Annotated in this window: 15 protein-coding genes and 3 tRNA genes; 12 read left to right on the top strand and 6 right to left on the bottom strand. The window is 55.2% G+C overall.

From position 1 onward, the window contains the following. Window position 1 precedes the first annotated feature (1 nt). The 3 genes from BLP93_RS01480 (at window position 2) to BLP93_RS01470 (ending at window position 2,917) form a co-directional block, all read left to right on the top strand. The gene (locus BLP93_RS01480; protein ID WP_092116472.1) at window positions 2-496 is read left to right on the top strand and encodes a 3-isopropylmalate dehydratase small subunit; all 495 of its coding nucleotides are present in this window, start codon (window positions 2-4) and stop codon (window positions 494-496) included. A gap of 62 nt (window positions 497-558) precedes the next feature. Continuing rightward, the gene (locus tag BLP93_RS01475; RefSeq protein ID WP_092116470.1) at window positions 559-1,611 is read left to right on the top strand and encodes a 3-isopropylmalate dehydrogenase; all 1,053 of its coding nucleotides are present in this window, start codon (window positions 559-561) and stop codon (window positions 1,609-1,611) included. Continuing rightward, window positions 1,589-2,917, top strand: coding sequence for a YhjD/YihY/BrkB family envelope integrity protein (locus BLP93_RS01470; RefSeq protein ID WP_092116468.1), 1,329 nt, complete (start codon window positions 1,589-1,591; stop codon window positions 2,915-2,917). The genes BLP93_RS01475 and BLP93_RS01470 overlap by 23 nt, the downstream gene beginning before the upstream one ends. A gap of 50 nt (window positions 2,918-2,967) precedes the next feature. On the opposite strand, the gene BLP93_RS01465 is transcribed toward BLP93_RS01470, so the two are convergent. Then, window positions 2,968-3,462 carry a rubrerythrin family protein gene (locus BLP93_RS01465; protein WP_092116466.1) on the bottom strand — a complete coding sequence of 165 codons (495 nt, stop codon included), beginning with the start codon at window positions 3,460-3,462 and terminating at the stop codon, window positions 2,968-2,970. Between the two features lie 215 nt (window positions 3,463-3,677). On the opposite strand from BLP93_RS01465, the gene BLP93_RS01460 reads away from it, so the two are divergent. From BLP93_RS01460 to BLP93_RS01430, 7 genes are all read left to right on the top strand, one after another. Next, entirely contained in the window at window positions 3,678-4,505 is an 828-nt protein-coding gene (locus BLP93_RS01460; protein WP_092116464.1) for a CheR family methyltransferase, read from the top strand. Between the two features lie 317 nt (window positions 4,506-4,822). Further along, a tRNA-Gly gene (locus BLP93_RS01455) sits at window positions 4,823-4,897 on the top strand. Between the two features lie 9 nt (window positions 4,898-4,906). Then, window positions 4,907-4,981: transfer RNA gene (locus BLP93_RS01450), tRNA-Cys, on the top strand. 15 nt (window positions 4,982-4,996) lie between these two features. Further along, window positions 4,997-5,071 (top strand) — tRNA-Gly (locus BLP93_RS01445). Between the two features lie 112 nt (window positions 5,072-5,183). Then, window positions 5,184-5,954, top strand: a complete 771-nt coding sequence (locus tag BLP93_RS01440; RefSeq protein WP_092116462.1) for a class I SAM-dependent methyltransferase — start codon at window positions 5,184-5,186, stop codon at window positions 5,952-5,954. Beyond that, window positions 5,951-7,690 (top strand): YcaO-like family protein, encoded by a 1,740-nt coding sequence (locus BLP93_RS01435; RefSeq protein WP_092116460.1) that lies wholly within the window; start codon window positions 5,951-5,953, stop codon window positions 7,688-7,690. The genes BLP93_RS01440 and BLP93_RS01435 overlap by 4 nt, the downstream gene beginning before the upstream one ends. A 316-nt stretch (window positions 7,691-8,006) precedes the next feature. Next, window positions 8,007-8,324: a TusE/DsrC/DsvC family sulfur relay protein gene (locus BLP93_RS01430; protein WP_092116458.1), complete on the top strand. Its 318-nt coding sequence runs from the start codon at window positions 8,007-8,009 to the stop codon at window positions 8,322-8,324. Window positions 8,325-8,661: 337 nt separating this feature from the next. Here BLP93_RS01430 and BLP93_RS01425 read toward each other — a convergent pair whose 3' ends face one another. Beyond that, the gene (locus BLP93_RS01425; protein ID WP_092116456.1) at window positions 8,662-11,277 is read right to left on the bottom strand and encodes a tetratricopeptide repeat protein; all 2,616 of its coding nucleotides are present in this window, start codon (window positions 11,275-11,277) and stop codon (window positions 8,662-8,664) included. Between the two features lie 320 nt (window positions 11,278-11,597). On the opposite strand from BLP93_RS01425, the gene BLP93_RS01420 reads away from it, so the two are divergent. Next, complete coding sequence (locus tag BLP93_RS01420) at window positions 11,598-11,966, top strand: molybdenum cofactor biosynthesis protein MoaE (RefSeq protein WP_092116454.1); 369 nt, start codon at window positions 11,598-11,600, stop codon at window positions 11,964-11,966. A 9-nt stretch (window positions 11,967-11,975) separates the two neighbouring features. Here the strand turns inward: BLP93_RS01420 and BLP93_RS01415 are convergent, their stop codons facing one another. Genes BLP93_RS01415 through BLP93_RS01405 form a run of 3 tightly spaced genes read right to left on the bottom strand, consistent with a single transcriptional unit; the run spans window position 11,976 to window position 14,911 of the window. Next, window positions 11,976-12,875, bottom strand: a complete 900-nt coding sequence (locus BLP93_RS01415) for a glycosyltransferase family 2 protein (RefSeq protein WP_244148610.1) — start codon at window positions 12,873-12,875, stop codon at window positions 11,976-11,978. After that, window positions 12,872-14,152, bottom strand: a complete 1,281-nt coding sequence (locus tag BLP93_RS01410) for a DUF401 family protein (RefSeq protein ID WP_092116450.1) — start codon at window positions 14,150-14,152, stop codon at window positions 12,872-12,874. The genes BLP93_RS01415 and BLP93_RS01410 overlap by 4 nt, the downstream gene beginning before the upstream one ends. Window positions 14,153-14,158: 6 nt before the next feature. After that, window positions 14,159-14,911 carry a tetratricopeptide repeat protein gene (locus BLP93_RS01405; RefSeq protein ID WP_092116448.1) on the bottom strand — a complete coding sequence of 251 codons (753 nt, stop codon included), beginning with the start codon at window positions 14,909-14,911 and terminating at the stop codon, window positions 14,159-14,161. Between the two features lie 187 nt (window positions 14,912-15,098). Between BLP93_RS01405 and galE the strand changes: the two genes are divergently transcribed. Next, on the top strand, window positions 15,099-16,073 hold the full coding sequence (gene galE, locus BLP93_RS01400; protein ID WP_092116446.1) for a UDP-glucose 4-epimerase GalE: 975 nt from the start codon (window positions 15,099-15,101) through the stop codon (window positions 16,071-16,073). Between the two features lie 42 nt (window positions 16,074-16,115). Here galE and BLP93_RS01395 read toward each other — a convergent pair whose 3' ends face one another. After that, on the bottom strand, window positions 16,116-17,402 hold the full coding sequence (locus BLP93_RS01395) for a CBS domain-containing protein (protein ID WP_161946150.1): 1,287 nt from the start codon (window positions 17,400-17,402) through the stop codon (window positions 16,116-16,118). Window positions 17,403-17,747: the final 345 nt, after the last annotated feature.

The following is a 17,747-nucleotide window of genomic DNA, read 5'->3' as shown; positions in this document are numbered from 1 at the left end:
CATGATCTACACTGGAGCGGCCCGCAAGGTCGGAGCCAACATTGATACGGACGCCATCATCCCGGCACGGTTCCTGGTGACCACGGATCCCCTGGAACTGGGCAAGAACTGCTTCGAGGGGTTGGAGTCGGGCTGGATCAACCGTGTCACGCAGGGCGATATCCTGGTCGCCGGGCCGAATTTCGGCTGCGGATCATCCCGGGAGCACGCACCCATCGCCATTCTCGGCGCGGGCATGCCGGTGGTCCTGGCGCACAGTTTCGCCCGGATCTTCTATCGCAACGGTTTCAACATGGGGCTGACCCTGCTGGAAATCGGCGATGCCGTGAACGATATCCGGGAGGGCGATCGCCTGGAAGTGGACGCCGAAAAGGGGCTGATCCGCAACCTGGACCAGGACAGGGACATCCCCTGCACCCCGGTCCCCCGGTTCATGCAGGACATCCTGGCCCAGGGCGGGCTGGTGGGATACGTCCGGAGAAAAATGGCCGTCTGAAGCAGGGGAAGTTTGTCCTCGCTGAATAAATTCTTATGTATCGCAAATGGAGGTGCAACGACATGCGCAGTTATAATATCGGTTGGTTTCCCGGGGACGGCATTGGGCCGGAAGTGACCATGCAGGGCCGCAAGGTGCTGGATGCGGCCGGAGCCAGGTTTGGATTCAAGATCAACTGGAATCATATCGACCTGGGCGGCGAACGCTACCTCAAGACCGGGGAAACCGTGCCGGACTCCGTGCTGGAGGAGATGCGCGGACTGGATTCCATCTACCTCGGAGCCATCGGTCATCCCGACGTCAAGCCGGGCATCCTGGAGCAGGGCATTCTGCTGAAGATTCGTTTTGCCCTGGATCAGTACATCAACCTGCGTCCGGTGAAACTCTATCCCGGGGTCGAATGCCCGCTCAAGGACAAGGGGCCGGAGCAGATCGACTATGTCGTGGTCCGGGAAAATACCGAAGGGCTTTACGCTGGCAGCGGAGGGTGTCTGCGCAAGGGCACGGTGCACGAGATCGCGGTGCAGGAATCCGTGAATACCTACATGGGCGTGGAGCGCTGCCTGCGCTACGCCTTTGAACTGGCCGCTGCTCGGCCGCGCAAGAAGCTGACCCTGTGCGGCAAGACCAACGTGCTCACCTTTGCCTTCGGTCTCTGGGATCGGGTTTTTCACGAACTGGCCAAGGACTATCCCCAGGTGGAACTGGACTACGCCCACGTGGACGCCACCTGCATGTGGATGGTCAAGAACCCGGAATGGTTCGACGTCATCGTCACGGACAACATGTTCGGGGACATCATTACCGATCTCGGAGCCATTACCCAGGGCGGGCTGGGGATCGCGGCCGGCGGAAACATCAACCCTGAAGGGGTGTCCATGTTCGAACCCATCGGCGGATCCGCTCCGAAATATACCGGACAGGGCAAGGCCAATCCTTTGGCTGCGATTCTGGCCGGACAAATGATGCTCACCGAGTTGAAGGAAGATGCGGCCGCGCAGGCCGTGGAGCAAGCGGTGATCGGCATCCTGCCGACAATGGCCGGCCAGGGCGCCGGACGGATGGGAATGACCACGGACGAGGTCGGAGATCGTGTGGCCGAGGCTATCGCTTAAAATTCCCTTCGACAAGCTGGGGGACGGGCTGAACTGGTTTCTGCAAACCACGTACGGCACCGTCCTCCAGTTTTTGAAAAATCAACTTACAAGCCACGCTTCAGCCGCGGCTTTCTACTTCCTGTTGTCCATCGGGCCGTTGATCCTGCTGGTCATTTCCCTGCTGAACATGTCCCTGATCAACAACCCGGAGCTGAGCGACCGGCTGTTCAACTTCCTCACCGAGTTCAACGAAGAATTGAACGAGGATTTTTTTCGGACCATCGGTATCTTCGAGTCGCAGGTGGCTATCAGCGGTCTGGGTTTTCTCGGCTTTCTCTGGACCAGCCGCCTGATCATCAGTTCCATCCAGAGCGCCTTTCACGTCATCTTTCCAAGCAGCCGGACCAGGAATTTTCTGTGGAGCAATCTGCTATCCATGGTTCTGGTGCCGGGGGTGCTGACCCTGCTGCTTCTGTCGGCGCTGTTCAACATAATCATCCGTTTTCTGTACAATCAATTGCAGGTCATCATTCAGATGGAGCATGTCTATGAACCGCTGCTGTATCTGTCCGGCTGGATCGTTCCGCTGGGGCTGGTGTTTGGCCTGATTTTCGTATGTTATCGATTTCTGCCTCTGGCGAAGCCGAACACATGGCACGCCCTCCTGGGAGCCGGGTTATTCACACTGTCCATTCACGGCCTGAGAGTCATTTTCGTTGAATTTATCACTCTGGCTTCCTACAACTACATCTACGGCTCCCTGGGTGCCGTGATATTTTTGCTGCTGTGGGTTTATGTGATTTTTTTGCTTTTCTTCCTGTTTGCCCAATTCGTGGAAGTGGCCGGACAGGTGGATATTTTCGCTCTTGATCGAATCATCGACCCGCAAAATGGTTCCGGCGGAATCGGCAATCGAGTGGAAACGAGGTTGTTCACCCGGTCACGTCGCATCTTCTCCAAGTATTCCCGTAAGGTCAGGGCCGGCGAGGTAATCTATCGCCAGGGTGATCGGCACCGCGAAATCTTCTACCTGTATTCCGGAAGAGTGGAGTATTTCGACGAATCAAAACCTGACGTCGCCACACACCTGGAAGATGTGGAACCGGGACAGTTTTTCGGTGAGACGGCATACCTGCTGCAACATTCCCACATTGTTGCAACCCGGGCCAAGGAGGATTCCGAACTCCTCCTGGTCCCGCCCCATGTCTTCGAGAGCCTGCTGGCCCACAGTCCTTCGGTATCACGCAAGGTCATCAAGTCGCTGAGCCTGCGCCTGAAGCAGGTGGCGACGGGAGAGCAGGGAGGGGTGGCGAAACCGGCCTGAGAAAGAAGCTGTCCCGCGAAGCGTTGTGCCCGCGGGACTCTTGGAGGGGATTAGTCGACCTTGAAAAATGCCTTCTGCATGGCATTGCAAACCGGACATTTTTCCGGAGCATCGCCTTCCACTGTATATCCACAGACGCTGCAGACATGGATGTCCACTTCCGCGGGTTTGCCCAGATTCTGCATGGCCTTTTCGTATAACCCAGCATGAATTTTTTCCACTTCATTGGCGAAGTGAAAACCGCGCTCGACTGCCTTCTGCTGTTCTTCCTGCGCTTCGGCGATCATCTGGGGGTACATTTTCGTAAATTCATGAGTTTCGCCGCTCAACGCTTCCCTGAGATTCTCTTCGGTGGTCCCGATGCCGCCCAGCAACTTGAGATGGGCGTGGGCATGGACGGTTTCAGCTTCGGCTACAGCCCGGAACAGCCGGGCAACCTGATGATGCCCTTCTTTGTCGGCCTGCTTGGCAAATGCAAGATATTTGCGGTTGGCTTGCGATTCTCCGGCAAACGCTTCCTTCAGATTCTCTTTTGTCTTGGACATGGGCTTCTCCTTTTTGCTGTAATGGCTCATGTACGGCGACGAGCGTTCTTTGCGTCGTGCCGTTGTCATACATCCACTTTCACCATACTAAAAGTGGCTCAGCAAGGAAAGCCGTTGTCGACGTCTTGAAAAAGGGCTAATTGCTTTTCGGGTCCCGCTTTAGGCGCATTCAGGGGGTGGATCGGGATGTTTTGTCGATAAATGGAGGCAAAGACATGTTGGGGAGCATGATGGAGCGCGATTTTCGTCGGCTTAGCGAATTTGTGCAGAATAAATGCGGCATCAAAATGCCTTCATCCAAAAAGACCATGATGGAGGCGCGATTGCAGCGGCGGTTGCGGGCCCTTGGTCTTGCCGATTACCGAGCGTACTGCGAATACGTTTTCAGCCCCAAAGGTACGGAGAGTGAGATTCCGCACCTCATCGACGCCTTGAGCACCAATACGACCAGCTTTTTTCGCGAACCTCACCACTTCCAGTACCTCACTTCCTCAGTACTTCCGTCCTGGTGGCAAAACAACGGACACGAGCGGGAACTGGCGGTCTGGAGCGCTGGATGTTCCTCCGGGGAGGAACCGTACACCCTGGCCATGGTTCTTGCGGAATTCATGGAGCATCATCCGCTGTTCCGGTGGTTTATTTTGGCCACGGACATCAACACCCAGGTATTGGAGCGGGCCGCCAAAGGCATCTATCCCGACGACAGGCTGAATTCCATTCCGGCCCAGCTCAGAACAAAATATCTGCTGCGCAGCAAGGACCGCTCCAAAAAATTGATTCGCATCATCCCCGCCTTGCGGGAAAGAATCCATTTTCGCCGCCTGAACTTCATGGAAAAGTTCGCCTTTCGAGAACCCATGGACATCATTTTCTGTCGCAACGTCATGATCTATTTTGAGCGCGACGTGCAGGAACGGCTGATCCGAAACTTTCTTGAATATCTGCATCCCTTGGGGCACCTGGTGATCGGTCATTCCGAAAGCCTCGCCGGAATGAACCTGGGGCTGCGCCAGGTCGCCCCAACAGTGTATGGAAAGGCATAGCGTCATCTTTTCTTCAGCAAGATTTTCCTACTCACTGGCTACTGCTTCGCTGGCTTCGTAACATCGGACCATTGTTCAGATAAACATCAAATGGCGTTTCAGGCGCTTGGCAATGATCGACGATCGAATCCTGGCTCAGTCCGACAGACGATGCAGAAAATCGAGACAAGCGAACCCTCCGTGCTTGTTGTGAAAAGTGAGTAGTGACAAATTTGCATCATTAGGGGAATGGGATGGAGAGACATTCGCGTATTTCCATTATTTCATTCCCGCCCTTGACAGACCGACTGCTCTTGGCTACTTACACAACCCTTCGAGCGGGAATAACTCAGCGGTAGAGTGCAACCTTGCCAAGGTTGAAGTCGCGGGTTCAAATCCCGTTTCCCGCTCCAATTTTTTTCGGCGGCATAGCCAAGTGGTAAGGCAGCGGTCTGCAAAACCGCCATTCTCCGGTTCAAATCCGGATGCCGCCTCCATTTTTCATATCTCTTGCGGGAGTAACTCAGTGGTAGAGTGCAACCTTGCCAAGGTTGAAGTCGCGGGTTCAAATCCCGTCTCCCGCTCCAGTTTTACCTTTTCCTCCCCAGCAGCTATTCCACCCGATTCCATATTCCACCTGCTTTGCTTCATCTCATTGAAGAACCGACCATCTCGGCAGTGCTAGAAGGATTTGTTCCAATGCAGCTTCTGAATCGTTCTCTTTCCTCACAACAACTCGAACACCTGCTCCGCGAAGGAACCCTCGAAGAACTTATGGCGGTGGTTTCCGCCAGAAACAAGGTTCATTTCGAGAAGGTGCGCGTTGGTGAGGATGTCGTGGAATGTCTTCAGGTGACCGACATGGAGGGCTACATCGAGGAGCAGTTGGAGCGGACGGCCGGTGGCGGATTCGATGCGCTGCCGCTGTGGGCGAAAATATGGCCGGCCTCTCTGCCATTGGCCATCTACATGCAGCGCCTGATCCCCGGTCCTGATGAACGTGTTCTCGAAGTCGGCGCCGGCCTTGGTCTGGCAGGCCTTTTCGCAGCCAAGCAGGGGTTCTCCGTCGTGGTCAGCGACATTGTGCCAGAGGCCTTGCTCTTCGCCAGGATAAACGCATTACAAAACAATCTTGGCGAATCCATCCAGGTCCTCCCCATAGATTTTGTCAAGAATGGTCACATTGGTCGCTATCATCGGATCATCGGTTCCGAGGTGCTTTACCGGGAACAATTTTTTGAACCGTTGTTGGCTTTTTTGCGCAACCACCTGGAACCGACCAGCCGGAGCGAAGTTCTGCTCACGGCGGATGCAAGCCGGCGTTCCTCGAAATTTTTTGCGGCAGCCAAGAATTATTTTCAGATCTCACGCTCTTCCATGCCATACAAGAATGATCGGGTTCATGAGTTCGGGTTTGGAGGCGATGTGGCCGAAAAGGAACTCTGGTTTTACCGCATGAGACCGTTATGAGCATTCACCTGAAGCCCTGTCCCAAAGGGCACACACGGGAGCTGGACAAAGTCTGCTCTCCGGAACAAACCGTCCAATGGGTGCGTAAGGCGCTGGCCGTCTTTGGCGAAGACATTCTTGCTGAGACGAGGCGCATCGATACCGGACGGCTCGGAATCCCGGTATATTTGAGCGTCTGTGGTGAAATGGCGCGGCAGGTCATGCCGACACGCAAACAGATGGGCAAAGGCGCTTCCGCCATCCAGGCCGAGGCCTCGGCACTGATGGAACTTGTCGAGCGATTCAGCTTCTTCAGCTTCTGGAAAGGTGTTCAGGATGTCGTTCCCTGTACTTGGAGCGAGGCGGAACGCAAGTGGCCGGGAAAGATTTTGCCGATTTCCGAAATCGCCGGTTCGGTTGCCGAAGACATTGCCGAAGAGCGGGCCAGGGCTCTGATGGATCTGGTTTCCTGGCGGTTTGTTCCGGCAACCCGTCTGGATACCGGCCAGGAAATGCTTGTCCCCTTGGAATGGTTCAAGAAAATCAATGAATTTAACGGATCTTCCGCCGGCAACACCGAAGAAGAGTCGATTCTGCAGGGTCTGTGCGAACTGGTGGAGCGGCATGTGTGTGCGGTGGTGGATCGCCGGCAGATGGAAACGCCGACCATCGATCCCGCCAGTGTTGAAGACCCTGTCCTGCGAGATCTTTTGAATGCGTTTGAACGCCAAGGTATCGTCGTTTTACTCAAGGATTTTTCCCTGGGGCTGCCCGTACCCACCGTTGCCGCGGTCGCTTATGATCCGGCCACGTTTCCGGACAGCAGCGAGATCGTTTTCACAGCGGGCACCGCATCGACTCCGGCCAAGGCGGCCATCCGGGCTCTGACCGAAGTGGCTCAACTGGCGGGGGATTTCGAAACTGGGAGCAATTATGAAGCTTCCGGGCTTTCGAAATTCACCGAGCTGGAACAAATTGCCTGGCTGGAACGGGGAGATTCTGTTGCGCTGGCAAGTCTGCCGGATATTGGTCGTGAGGACATTCTTGACGAGCTGAAATGTTTCTGCGAGGGGTTGTTGGACCAGAATTTTCGGGCCTACAGCGTGCAGACAATCCAACCGGCACTGAATGTTCCGACTCATTATTCCTTCATTCCAGGCTTTCAGTTTCGCGAGAGGGCGCAGAACTCCACCATCGGGCTTTTTGTCGGGCGCATGCTTGCCGAGGAGTCCTCTTTCGAACAGGCTCAAGCCGGTCTGGAAACGCTGCGAAAAATGTACCCATTGGCAGCGTTCCCCGTGTTCTTTCGAGGTTTGTTGGCCATCCGCAGAGAAGCTTTTCAGGAAGCCAGGGAGTTGCTTGCACGGAGCGAGCAGGGTTTGGAGCAGCAGGATGATCAGGCTCTTGCCGCCTTCTATCAGGGCTATGCCATGAGCCAGGAGCAGCGCTGGCCAGCTTCCATACCGCATCTGGACCGGGCGATACGTCTCTGTCCAGAGGTCAAGGAATATTTCAACCTTCGAGGTGTGGCCAATTTCAAGCTGGGCGAATATGCCCTTGCCGAATCGGACTTCAGGAGCGCCTTGAATCTTGATAGCGGTTCCGCCATGGATTTGGCGAACATGGGGCTTTGCGTCAAATTCCAGGGCCGGACGGAAGAAGCCGAACACCTGTTGCAATCCGCCCTTGATCTCGATCCAAATTTAGGTTTCGCCCGGACCCACCTTCTGGAACTGCAGTCCGGAAGAGCAGCTTGACGGCTCAGTCCTCGCAGAGCGCACTTTTCGTTATTCCGTTCCATGGGCAAAAGCATCTTTTTCGGACAGTTTTTCGGTGATAAGGTATTCGGCATTGACAAGAAATCTCTGGTATTTTACAAGCTCCATAGATTCAGCCGGTCATGTGAATGAAATCCATGAAGTTGTTTTTCAAGGACTTTCATTTGGTCTCGAAGGAATGTTTTATCGTTACAGACTATCTCGGACACTTCGTCCGTGATTTTTTTGACAAGGTCCAGGTCGTGCTCACGGCACATTCATTTCGAGTTTTAACAATTGTTAAGGAGGATTGACAATGGCAACAGTAGAATTCAAGGGAAATAACTTTGAGGTCGATGAAGATGGTTTCTTGCAGCGCTTTGAAGACTGGAACCCTGATTGGGTAGAATATGTCAAGGAAAGCGAAGGTATCAAGGAATTGACCGATGAACACCAGAAGGTCATTGACTTCCTGCAGGATTACTACAAGAAGAATGGAATCGCGCCCATGGTTCGCATCCTGTCCAAAGTGACCGGATACAAACTGAAGCACATTTACGAACTGTTCCCGTCCGGACCTGGAAAAGGCGCCTGTAAGATGGCCGGCCTTCCCAAGCCCACAGGTTGCGTATAGTTTCCATCTTTCGCATGTGATGTTTAAAGCGGAACTCGTAAGAGTTCCGCTTTTTTTTTTCGGGACCACCAATCCGGAAAGCAACTACGCAACCAAGGTCCGGCTTGCCTTGATTTTGCAGCCTCGCAAAGTAATTGCTCATTAAGGCCGGGCAACCAATCATCGGGGGGCCGTGCTGCCTGGATACCGGCCTTCGCCGGTATGACGGAATGGAGTGGCGCGTTAACGAGTTCCTACGGGCGTCACCCAGCGCAGGCCGGGGTTCTGGTGTTTTGGTGTAGTTCACCCGGAGTTATTGAACAGTTGCCTCGCAAACTCCTCGACAAGCGCTCATTGTTCACTTGCTGCGTTGTCTTGAGGCCAGGTATTTCCGTTTTTGCTTTTCGTACCCCAGGCTGGTCCAGACAGCGGCAATGGTCCCGCTGATGACGACCATGATCAGGCTGACGGTTCTTTGGACCTGCCAGCGTTGATCCGTAATCCATTCCGTTGCCCAGACTGATCCGGACTGCTGAATGGAATGCAAGAGGACGGGAACCACGACAATCGAAGCCAAGAGGCCGAAGATAGCCAGCCAAAGGAATCTTTTGCACAAGAAGAGCACAAAGAGAGAACTCTCTCGGATCAACTTTACGCTTTTCATTTGTTTACTCATTTTCTGGAGAATATCTTCAGCTTCCTGCATCTGCGTCAGTGCTTGCCGATATGTTTTTCCGTTATGCAGGTCCATCTTGCTGATTGATTGAAGAATGCGTCCGCCTTTGTTGTAATAGCTGTTTGTTTTGCGGATCAATCTGGGGAAGGGGAAATAACAAATCTCTTCATAGATTGAACGCATCCTGGCTATATTGTCGCGGACCCTGATCCTGATCGCGGCAACAGCTTCCTTGATTTTCTTGTCCGTATCCTTCTGGAGATTCTTTCCGGCGGCGAGGGTTCTGGAAAACATCACGTAATTTTGGACATCCTTTGTTTCCGACAAATGTTTGATTCGCTCTTCGGCATCACGACGAAATGGGTTTTCATCTTCAAACCATGTTGCCAGTTTTGTGTTGAGTCCAGGCAGGTCATTTTGTTCCCTTGTAGCGTTATGTTGCGCCGCGGCCCAGGGGCCGGACAGGGATGTCAGCAGAAAGGACCGACCGCGTTCCAGTTCGTGGTCAATCAAGATGCGATTGAAAATGTGTGGGTTTTCGGCCATAAGCTCTGAAAAAAGTACCCAGGCCTGATCCAGAAAACCCTTCTTGGTGATGCAGACCCCTTGCCGATACCGAGGTTCCGGCCATTTCGGGCTGAAGGAAAGGGCTTCGCCGTAAAGTCCATGCGCTTGATCATATGCTCCCTGAATCTCGCGCAATCTGCCCTTTAAAAAAAGGAGGTAGGCCTGTTGCAGAGGGGTGTAGCTCAGGTTCTGGGCATCCCTCCAGTGGGCTTCGGCCTTCCGTTGATTATCCGTTTCCAGGGCGATGAAACCAAGCAACACATGTGGCTGGTAGTTCTTCGACGTCCTTAGAACGGCCTGCTGCATCATGCGTTCGGCTTGGGCATAGTTCCTGGACCGTGCATTTTCAAGGGCCGCCCAAACGTACTCGCCATCCGGCTGCGTGAGCTGGCGCAGACCGTCCGGAAACTCCTTGCCTCTGCACCTCCAGACAAGGCGGATCATGCGATGTTGGACGGGAAAATTGATCTCGAAGACGGCCTTGAGGAAAAGATTTTCCGGGGCTTCGGCCAGTAAAATGTCCGGATTTGTGCTCAGGTTGCCGTTTCCCACGGCCTGATCCAGCTTCTTTACGGCTTGGGCAAACTCCTTGTGGTCCAGACTGCCGATTTTATCCCACACGCCTTGATCCTGGTTGAAGATCTGTCGGCTCGGGCATTGGGACAGCTGGTGGGATTTCATGCCGCAATAGAAGCACGGCAATTCTTTGCCCGCAGAGGTGACCGCCGAAACCGGGAACTCAAGGGTTGGACGTTGCGTCTGGCCGGTGGTCCGTGAAGTTACCCGGCATACGGAATCCAGCTTCAGTGTGCCGGCAGAATTCAGAAAGGTGATTTCGAAATCCTCTCGAAGCAATAGTCCCGCGCTCAAGGGAAGGTGCGGCTCATCCGGAGGAAGACAATCCCAGTCCAAATCGACCTTGTTGGGCAGGTCGTCGGTGAAAGCCAATCCATTGGGTGTGAGCGCATCGTAGAGGCAGGGCCAATACTGATTTGGGTCTTCTGATTTGACTTGCGCTATGATTGACAGAAGATCTCTGCACCAGGTGGTCAACAACGCCAGTCCGTCAATTTTGAAGAAAAGCAGCTGATGTTGATAGATATACCTGATGCCCAATCGATCCAGTGTCCCTTTCAGGCGCATGTAGAAATTTTTCCAGCGCAACGCGTAATGTTCATTGCCCGTATCCTGCACTGGTTTGACGAAGAATAACCAGCTCAAATCAGCATCCAATGAAAATCCGGGATCAACCATCAATGTATGCCAACTCAAGGAAGACATGCCGTAGGCGGGCGGCCGCTGCTCCGTGGACAATCCCGAAAACGTTTTGATTTGTTGAACAAGGTCCGGATGAATCCAGACATCCAATGAATCTCCGGGCTGGACTTTTTGCTCTTTGAGTTGATTTGGAATGCTCACGGAGAGTTCGTGCAAGGATTCCCCTATGAGGATCTTGGCCGGCAAGACCTGGATCAGTACCGGCTCGGGATGAATCCTGGCCCAAATCAACAACCTGGCCAAAGCCGGATAAACCTGACTGCCTTGAAAAAACCAAAGACTCTGGTTTGTGGAGACGATGATTTTTTGTCCGCCAAACCGGATCAGGGTCTGGTGGATGGTGGTATTGGCATTCTTATTATTCCAGACCACCCAGACGCCGAAGCCGGAGTGCACAAGGCGAGGGTTCCCGATGCTGGACAGACTTTTCAAGATATCCGAAAGCAGGTACATGCAAACCCCTTGTCAAACGACGTAATTATTCTAAAATAAAGCAGATGGTACCACGAAGAGCACGAAGGCCAGGAAGGATGGGAACTCGATTCACCAGCTAGAAATCACATGTGAGCAGTTCTCGCCAATGTTTCCTTCTCTGTCCCTTTCGTGTCCTTCATGGTGATAATGGACTGTGAAGCAAAGACTTATCAGATTTATAAGATCAACAGCATGTTGCTGAACTAAATTCTAATTGCTCGAAGCTTGGAAAAGCAGGTTGCTCGCAGGCTGTGCCGACAATTTAAGCAGTTACACAAATTTCAACCAAAGGACGAGTCATGGATATCAGCAAGGCAATCGCTGAGTTGAAGCAAAAACCGGGTTTCGCGGACAATGTGGGCATGGTGCTGGTCCATAACGGCACTGTTCGTAGCTGGTCCAGGCAGGACAAGCAACATGTCACGGCCCTTGAAGTGACGCCGGATCAGGAAAAAATTCAGGAGCTGGTCCGTGAATATTCAGCGAAACCCGGAATCTTCCGGATTGTCGTGGAAGCCAGATCCGGCCGCTTTCAGCCCGGGGACGACCTGTTGTTCATTATCGTTGCCGGAGATGTTCGCGAACATGTCAAGCCGGTGCTTTCCGAACTCCTGGAGCGCATCAAGGCAGAGGGCGTGCGTAAACGCGAAATCATGGCCGGAGCATAATCGTTTCGATCATGTCCGTGTAATGCCTTCGACGTCCGGGCGAGGGGTTTCGGCATTCATTTCCGTCAGCCACGGCCGCAGCCACTCCTTGACCCGCTGCGCTTCATCGGACCTGTCGTGCTTGAGGCTGCCCTGGATATATATTGCCGCCTTGGCACGAAGTTCCCGGAGTGTCATTTCCCGTTGCCGCGGCGTCATTTTTGCGTTCCGGAGCAGTTTGTCCATGGCCTGGAGGCGGTAAAGGTCCAGGCCGATGATTTTGCGGGACAACTGGTCCGGGTGCCCTCCGGTCTTGCAGACCAGTTTTTGCGGGCATAGTCCCACAGGATGCCGCACCAGCGTGCGCAGCCAGAGGTCGTAGTCCTCGCATGCCGGAAGAAGCGGGTCGAAGGGGCCGATTTCGTCCCAGAATTCGCGATCAAAGAGTACGCAGGAAGGGCTGATCAGACAGAGTTTCAGGGCCTGCTCCAGGAACCAGCCTTCAGGTTTGCCGTGTTTGTCCTTCGGATTGACGCGACGCCCATGCCGGATCCAGATTTCGTCGGTCTGCGAGATCCGCCATCCGCCGGCCTGATGGCAGCGCAGGTGGACGGCCGTTTTTTCCGGCAACCACCAGTCATCCGAATCCAGCAAGGCCAGCATTTCCCCTTGGGCTGCCGCCAAACCGCGATTTCGGGCCGCGGAAACTCCCAGGTTGGTCTCGTGCCGGATGAGCTGGACACGCGGATTCCTGACGGTCCGCAGGGCCTCGGGCGTGGCATCCGTGCTGCCGTCGTCCACCACGATGATTTCCAGGCAATGGCCGGTCGGCAAGTTTTTCTGTCCCAGGACCGAACGTACCGCCCGGAGAACCTCAGCCGGGCGGTTGTGGACCGGGATGACTACGGAAACAAGCACCGGCTGCCTCACCAAAATTCCATAATCAACCTGGCGTAAGCCACCGCGAACAGAAGCATGATTCCGCAGGGCAGGGCCAGGCTTTTCAGCACTTCATCCAGGCGGGCGTGAAAGTATTCGCAGGTCAATATCAGGCAGATATGCAAGGGCGAGGCCAAGACACCGATGAAACCGGAGAAAAGGACAAGGACCACGTAACCGGTGGTCTGTTCGATGTGCAGATTGGCGGCCAGGCCCATGATCAAGGGCAGGACCCCGCCGACAAAAGCCACGGTCAGACCGGAAATCATGCCGACGATGAAGGGCAAAAAAACACTGATCCAGAACAGGGCCGTGGGTGTGGACACTGATCCGGCAAGGGCGTCGACAATCCCTCCCTGTTCCAATACGGCCTTGAAGGCAAAAATGGCCGCCACCAAAAAGAGCATCCGCAGGGCATGGGGACTTTTGATCACCGTGACGAGCATCCTTCCGGGCAGCCTGTTCTGCAGGACAAGACAGGTCACGGCCGCGGACAAAGCGATGATGAAGCCCCATTCCATGGGTATCTCCGGACTCAAGAGGGCGATCAGCCCTTCCAGCCCCAGGGAACCGAAGACGGCGATCAGCAGGGGCAGGGATTCCCGGAGCAACGGGGCGAGACTTCTTTTTTCACTGACCTCGGCGACAGGCGCGTGGTCCGTCAACGGCAGAACGCCGGGGCGAAGGAAGAACAGCCAGCCCAGGAGGATGGTCAGCACCAGGCTGGGCCAAGTGAACATCAGCAGGCGAAACAATGCAATATCCGCGATGAAGGCTGCCAGAATGATCCCCGGATACAGCGGCCAGCAGAGTTCCCAGACATGGCGGAACCAGTAGTTGAGCTGGACGAACCGCTGGGGGGAAATGGAGAAGGGGGCGGCGATCTCCTTGAGCATGGGCGCGGAGAAAATCGCACCCCCGGGCATGGGCAGCAAGCCGATCAGGGCCGGAAAAAAAACCAGCCTGGGCCGTGGCCAGTGCAGCAATCCGGAGATGTGGTTCATCATCCGGCGGCCTTGGCCGGATCGTTCCAGGATGTCGCTGAAGTACAGGATCAGCAGGACGATCCCTCCCAGCAGGAGAACCTTTTCGTGATAGATGCCGATGGCGGCGATGGTTGCCCATTCCAGAGGCTGGACGCCGAACAACAGGGCCAAGAGCAGACTGCCCAGCAGAATTGATGTTCCGATGCCCAGCTTGAAACGGATTCCCGTGAGAATGGCGATGAAGGCCAGGGCGATCTTCAGCAACGGCCAGATGGTGGTCATGAAGAATCAGCGCCGGAGCTTTTGTTCCAGATAAAGTTTGAACTGATTGGCTTCCGGCATGGCCGGATTCAATTCCAGGGACTTGATCACGAATTTGAGCGCCAGAGTGTCGCGGCCCTTTTCATGGAAGATGCGGGACATGTTGAACATCAGGTTTTCATCACTCTTGCACAAGGGCATGGCTCGGGCATAGTATTTCAACGCCTGGGCGAACATCTTGTTCTTGCGTAACGCTATCCCGAATTCATTGAACATGTGCTTGTGGCATGGCTGGAAGGCGCCCTTGAGACGGACCAGGCGGCGAAAGACAATGTCCCCGCGTTCCCGGTCGCCCCGGGACAAATAGCATTGTCCCAGGCCGAAGGTGGCCCGGATGTTCTCCTCGTCGATGCGCAAAACGTTTTTGAACTCCATCTCCGCGCTGAAGGCCTCCTTGTGTTGCAGGTGCCGTTCGCCACGGGCCACGCCCTTTTCCACCTCGCGCATGACCGGAATCACTTTGGAAAAGTAGACATCCGGCTCCGGAAGGTAGTTTTTCAAAAGCTCTTCCTTGGTGATTAGCCTGGAGGCGCCGGTGGGCATGAAACGATCGTTCAGGGACTGGACGGAGATCTGGTCGTTCTCCTGCTCCACGGCATATACCAGAAGATTCTGGACGGTGTTTTTTTTGGTGTGGCCAAACCCCACGGGAATAAGGCATTTCGTGGAGAATACTCCCTTGATGGCGTTGGAGGGCGACGGGAGGGGTGGCGAACTCATTGTCTAGTTATTCCGGAATGTTAAAATGATGGTTGACCGCTCTGGAAGCAGTCTATTAACTGCCATTGTCTGAGGATGCAAGCCGACAGATGAACAGTTCCAATACAATACGGTTATGGAACCGAGGCAGGAAGGACAAGGCAAATCAGCCATGAACCGCGAGTCCATGGCCAAGCGAGGAGAGAGGATGAGCGACTGCATTTTGGTAACGGGCGGCGCCGGGTATATCGGCAGCCAGACGTGCAAGGCCCTGGCTGCGGCGGGATATCGGCCAGTGACGCTGGACAATATGGTCTACGGCCACGAATGGGCCGTCAAATGGGGCGAGTTGGTCCGCGGCGACATCCTGGACGCCCAGACCCTGGATGCGGTGTTCTCCCGCCATGCTCCGGCGGCGGTGATCCATTTCGCGGCCTATGCCTACGTGGGCGAATCCGTGACCGATCCCCAGAAGTATTACCGGAACAACGTGGGCGGGTCGTTGAGTCTGCTGGAAGCCATGCGCCGCCACGACTGCCGGTACATGGTTTTTTCCAGCACCTGCGCCACGTATGGAGAGCCGAAGGAGATCCCCATTCCCGAGAACCATCCCCAGCATCCGGTCAATCCCTATGGCTGGAGCAAGCTGATGATCGAGCAGATGCTCAAGGATTTCGATACGGCGTACGGCCTACGTCATGTGGCGTTGCGCTATTTCAATGCCGCCGGAGCGGATCCTGACGGGATCGTGGGCGAGGAGCACGATCCCGAAACCCATCTCATTCCGCTGGCTATTCTGGCCGCCCTGGGCAGACGCAGGGCATTGTCCGTGTTCGGCCGCGATTACCCCACACCGGACGGCACGGCGATCCGGGACTACATTCATGTGGCCGATCTGGCCGAAGCCCATGTGGCCGCGCTGAAGTTTCTTCTCGCCGAAGACCGCAGCGAGGCCTTCAATCTGGGTACGGGCACGGGCCATACGGTGCAGCAGGTCATCGAGACGGTTCAGGAAGTCGGAGGCCGGGAGGTGCCGGTGGCGGACGCGCCCCGCCGGGCCGGAGATCCGCCGGCCCTGGTGGCCGTGGCGGACAAGGCCCGAAGAATTCTCGGCTGGGAGCCTAAAATCCCCGACTTGCAAGGCATCATCCGAACTGCGTGGGACTGGCACCGCAAGCAGTAGAATTTTCAACAAGTCAGCTAGAGCCGGCTTGCCTGAGAACCCTCAGAAATCATACATGTTCAAGATGATAGCTGACCTGGTGATTTCTCCGATCAAACGACCGTCTGCCACGACCGGCAGGAAGCCAAGCTCGGAATGCGCCATGAGCTGGAGAGCTTCCCGGACGCTTTGGTCCGGGTGGATGACGGGAAGATTTTGGCGGATCATGGATGTGACCGGCCTGTCCCATTGCCGGTCCTGCTTGATTTTAGCCGTCTGTTCCTTGGCGAATGATCCCAGAAGTCTGTGGTTATCCTCCACCACGAGCATGGCCTGACGTCCGGCGTGGGCGAGGCGGGCGGCTGCCTCCCGGATCGTGACCCCGGCCGGGATGCATTCGCTGGTCTTTGTCATCAGATTGCGGACAGGTATTTCCCTGCCCGGCGCCTGGCGGATCAGTTCGATGACCCGCTCACGGACAGCATCAGTGGGGGCGTGGACAACGGCCGAACCGGCCCCGGGATGCCCGCCGCCGCCCAGCACGCGCGCCAGGGTGCCCACGTCGAACATTTTCGGATTGCCGCGACCAATGACCACCGTTTTCCGGGCGCTCATGGGAAATATGCCGAAGGCAACGTCAAGCCCCTTTATTTCCTTGAACTTACTGACCACCGTGGGCAGCATGTTCAATCCCTTGTGCGTGTCCTGGACGCAGACGCCAAGTTGCAGGCTTCCAATGGCGAACGTTTCCGATTCGGACAGCATGCGGGAGAAGATATCCAGGTGCCGGGCGTCAAGAGCGCTGTCCAGATAAGCGGATACCACGTTCAGGTCGGCGCCGTTTTCCAGCAGGAAAGCGGCCATCCCCGCGTCTCTGGACGTGGTGTTCGGAAAGGACAGGGAGCCGGTATCGTCGTAGATGCCCAGCAGGAAGAGAGTGGCCTGGACCGGCGAAAATGCGCAGTCCCGGGCTTTCATCCGCTCCAGGAGCAGGGTCACCGTGGCCCCGACCTCTTCCCGATGTTCTTCCTCTGCCTCAATGTTACCAGGAGTCATGTGGTGATCCCAGATAATGGCCGGAAAGTTGTCCCGCCGGGCCAGTTCATCCAGAGCGTCCAGACGTTCCCAGTTGGAGGTGTCCGTGACGATGAGCCGCTCAACTTCGGAAACGTTCAGAGCGTTTCGTGACCTGAGCTGGAGCATGTCCCAATGAACGGCCAAAAAATCGCGCACCGAAGGCTGGACATGGGCGGGGGCCACGCGCACCGCCTCCGGATAGAGATAGGACGCGGCGACCATGGAGGCCAAGCCGTCAAAGTCGGTATTGGTGTGCGTGGTGACGATGATCATATGGATTGACCTCCAAGAACGCTCCAGACGTTGCCGCGGTTGTTCAACGGTGCTTCCAGACAAAGGTGGGGAGCGCACCTTTGCAACATGTGCTGTTCTTCTGTATCTTACCCAATGTTGTCGATCAGAGTGGGCAGCATGTTCCGGGCGAATCATGCTTTGCTGTAAAAAAAGTAACTACACAGCTCATTTGAGAATATTCGGCCTGGATACCGGCCTTCGCCGGTATGACTGAATTGAATAAGGCTTGCTATGATACGTCATCCGGCGAAAGCGGAATTCAGTGCTGGTGAATGATCGCACTGCATGTGCTGAATAGTTACTAAAAAATACCATAAGGGAGTT

The sequence above is a fragment of the Desulfonatronum thiosulfatophilum genome (assembly GCF_900104215.1).
GTDB classification, from domain to species: Bacteria; Desulfobacterota; Desulfovibrionia; order Desulfovibrionales; family Desulfonatronaceae; genus Desulfonatronum; species Desulfonatronum thiosulfatophilum.
This window is presented reverse-complemented; position numbering and strand designations above follow the sequence as displayed.

Bases quoted from the DNA above. Each gene is read 5' to 3' on its own strand.
- BLP93_RS01480 (WP_092116472.1), top strand. From the start codon at position 2: ATGATCTACACTGGAGCGGCCCGCAAGGTCGGAGCCAACATTGATACG.
- galE (WP_092116446.1), top strand. From the start codon at position 15,099: ATGAGCGACTGCATTTTGGTAACGGGCGGCGCCGGGTATATCGGCAGC.
- BLP93_RS01420 (WP_092116454.1), top strand. From the start codon at position 11,598: ATGGATATCAGCAAGGCAATCGCTGAGTTGAAGCAAAAACCGGGTTTC.
- BLP93_RS01405 (WP_092116448.1), bottom strand. From the start codon at position 14,911: ATGAGTTCGCCACCCCTCCCGTCGCCCTCCAACGCCATCAAGGGAGTA.
- BLP93_RS01435 (WP_092116460.1), top strand. From the start codon at position 5,951: ATGAGCATTCACCTGAAGCCCTGTCCCAAAGGGCACACACGGGAGCTG.
- BLP93_RS01410 (WP_092116450.1), bottom strand. From the start codon at position 14,152: ATGACCACCATCTGGCCGTTGCTGAAGATCGCCCTGGCCTTCATCGCC.
- BLP93_RS01440 (WP_092116462.1), top strand. From the start codon at position 5,184: ATGCAGCTTCTGAATCGTTCTCTTTCCTCACAACAACTCGAACACCTG.
- BLP93_RS01475 (WP_092116470.1), top strand. From the start codon at position 559: ATGCGCAGTTATAATATCGGTTGGTTTCCCGGGGACGGCATTGGGCCG.
- BLP93_RS01395 (WP_161946150.1), bottom strand. From the start codon at position 17,402: ATGATCATCGTCACCACGCACACCAATACCGACTTTGACGGCTTGGCC.
- BLP93_RS01430 (WP_092116458.1), top strand. From the start codon at position 8,007: ATGGCAACAGTAGAATTCAAGGGAAATAACTTTGAGGTCGATGAAGAT.
- BLP93_RS01465 (WP_092116466.1), bottom strand. From the start codon at position 3,462: ATGTCCAAGACAAAAGAGAATCTGAAGGAAGCGTTTGCCGGAGAATCG.
- BLP93_RS01425 (WP_092116456.1), bottom strand. From the start codon at position 11,277: ATGTACCTGCTTTCGGATATCTTGAAAAGTCTGTCCAGCATCGGGAAC.
- BLP93_RS01460 (WP_092116464.1), top strand. From the start codon at position 3,678: ATGTTGGGGAGCATGATGGAGCGCGATTTTCGTCGGCTTAGCGAATTT.